The following is a 2,392-nucleotide window of genomic DNA, read 5'->3' on the forward strand; positions in this document are numbered from 1 at the left end:
CACCGCCGGAACACCATTAACGGTCGAGGACCCCCACCACAAGGTGGGGGTCCTCCCGCATTTAACCCCCCTCTCCGGCAGGGCCGGGACCCCGGCCCCGGAGCCCGGGCCCACGGCCAGCTGCCCCCAAACCGGTCCGGTACACGGCCAGATGCCCCCGGGCCGGGCCGGTAATCGCCCCTGGCGCCCGATCGCCCGATGAGGGGCCCTATGACGTCATATGCTCCGCCTTGAAGGAGGCCCCGCGTTGCTGCAGGAACGTACAGGCCGGACGCGCCTGGACGGCCTCATTCGGCATCGGGCACGCCGTCCCCTGCCCCTCCCGCTGACCTGAGCTTCCGGCGTCTGCGCCGGCGCCAGACGATCACCAGGCCAAGCACGACGAAGGGGACCAGCACCCAGCCGCCGATGTCGAGAGCGTCACCGATGGCATTGGCCAGCGCCCCGGCCAAATAGGCGAGAACACTGAGGCTCGCGACCCAGGCAATGGACCCTGTGATGGTCCAGAGCAGAAAATTGGGCCACGGCATCTTGGCGGCCCCCGCGGCAATGGCGCCCCAGAGCCGGACCACTATGACCCAGCGGCCGAAGAACAAGGCTTTGCCACCGTGCCGATCGAAGAACGACTCGAGCTGGAGGATGCGATTCTCGTCGGCGTGGAAGCGCCGTGCGAGTCGAAGCATCAGCGGACGGCCTCCCACCCGCCCAAGTACGTAGCCAATAGTGCTCCCGAGCATGGCGCCCAGGCTGCCGACCGCGATAACGGCGGCAAGGTTCAGGTCTCCGTGGCGCGCCGAGGCGTAGGCTCCAAGCAGGACGGCCACGGCGGGAAGCGGTACACCGGCGCACTGGGCCAGCACAATCACGAAGACGGCGAAGTAGTACGCCCATTCGTCCGCAACCCCTGCTTCCGCGGCGAAGTAGGCCGCCCAGCCGAGCGCCACGAAGCGGAAGGCAACTAATCCGGTCATCGCTCACACCTCACTCCGCTGCTCCGCCGTGGTTCATCATGACGGTCCCCGCGCTGCCCGCGTTCTGTCTGCGGTCATAACCCCCGCGACAGCACCGGGATGGCCCTTGTCTACCCTTGCGGCCGGGGCCGCGTCAAGAGCACGCTGCGGACACTGCCCGGCCGGCGGCGGCACAGCGTTTCCGGCCGCGGCGCTAGGCTCGGCGCTCCGGCCGGATCGCCCGCAACCACCACCGCCCGCGCCGGTACGACCGCCGGACCTGCGCGTCTACTACGCCTCCTGCTTTAGGCCCTGAAGAGCTGCCCAGGTTCCCGGGACTATTGGCGACCGAAGACGCACGAAGGAAAGGCTCACACACAGGCCAAGCCCGCCCTCCCTCCTGGCGCGTACGCCCTTCAGCACCAAGACGCTTGGGTGGATGCGCTTTCCGAGCATGAAGATGGATTCCGCGCGTGGGTGAAGGCCGTTGATGACACTGCCTGGGATCGCGTCGGGTGGGAACACGTTCGCCAGGCGGCTCCGGCAGGCAATGAACACGCGTCGGTCTTGTTCGTCGTGGAAGGTGCCGCTCTTGAAAGCGGTATCCGATACAGATCACGGATCTGCGCGACGCATCGAGCCGACCGTTCCGATGCATTGCGGGCGAACTCAGGGGAGTCGATAACACCTTAGACATCGCGAACATCGACTGGGGGAGCTCTCAGTAAGCACAGACAGCAAGGGTGACTTCAGGGGGTTGCCTGACAGTTCTTGCTGCTTCGACGTCCTGGGAACAGGCTGCGACCGAATCAATCGCTCGATCAAACCACGAGATCATGCAACTTCCGCCGCGGGTTGCAAGGTCCTTCGCTGATTCCAGGTAGCTGACGTTCGTCAGGTGTTCCCTTCAGCCATGATTTCGGCGGGGTGGCTGCTGTCGGGCCATCAACTCGTCATACGCCCCGGCAGATGGCAGACGGCAGTGCTGGGCGGAAGGCCGGCGATGATCGCGGCGGGATCCATGAGCCCGCGCAGGGTCAGGCAAGCCGTCCGACGTCCGGGAACCCGGTTGCGGTACCCCTCGAACAACACTTGGTTCGGAGTCTGGCCCAGAAGGCATCGGAAGCATCTTGCCGCGTCACGCCCCTGTGGCGGCCTGCATTCGACAACACGACGGCTGTTTGGCTGCAATTGCATGGGCCCGCCATGTGGGGGATCTGCTGGCACGGGGTTGGAGTGATGCACGGCATAGTGGCCGTGGGTGGCGGGGGAGCGTGTGATGAGGTGCGTGGCGGGTGGTTTTGGGTTGTGGTGGCGGGGTTTTTGGGTGGTGGGGTGGGTGTGGGGGGTGGAGTTGCGGTGGGGGCGTGGTGGGTGTATTGTTTTCTAAGTCGCCGCGAGGGAGACCAGCGGAAATGCTGGGAACCGGAGGCGGCCAATCC

General features: G+C 66.0%; 2 protein-coding genes. One reads left to right on the forward strand and one right to left on the reverse strand.

The annotated features are described in order from the left end of the window. Nucleotides 1-287 precede the first annotated feature (287 nt). Nucleotides 288-971: a DedA family protein gene (locus tag AC1DGD_RS22065; RefSeq protein ID WP_476851869.1), complete on the reverse strand. Its 684-nt coding sequence runs from the start codon at nt 969-971 to the stop codon at nt 288-290. Between the two features lie 456 nt (nt 972-1,427). Between AC1DGD_RS22065 and AC1DGD_RS22070 the strand changes: the two genes are divergently transcribed. After that, the gene (locus AC1DGD_RS22070) at nt 1,428-1,643 is read left to right on the forward strand and encodes a hypothetical protein (RefSeq protein WP_476858275.1); all 216 of its coding nucleotides are present in this window, start codon (nt 1,428-1,430) and stop codon (nt 1,641-1,643) included. Nucleotides 1,644-2,392 lie beyond the last annotated feature (749 nt).

Source organism: Arthrobacter sp. 05T45 (genome assembly GCF_056395875.1).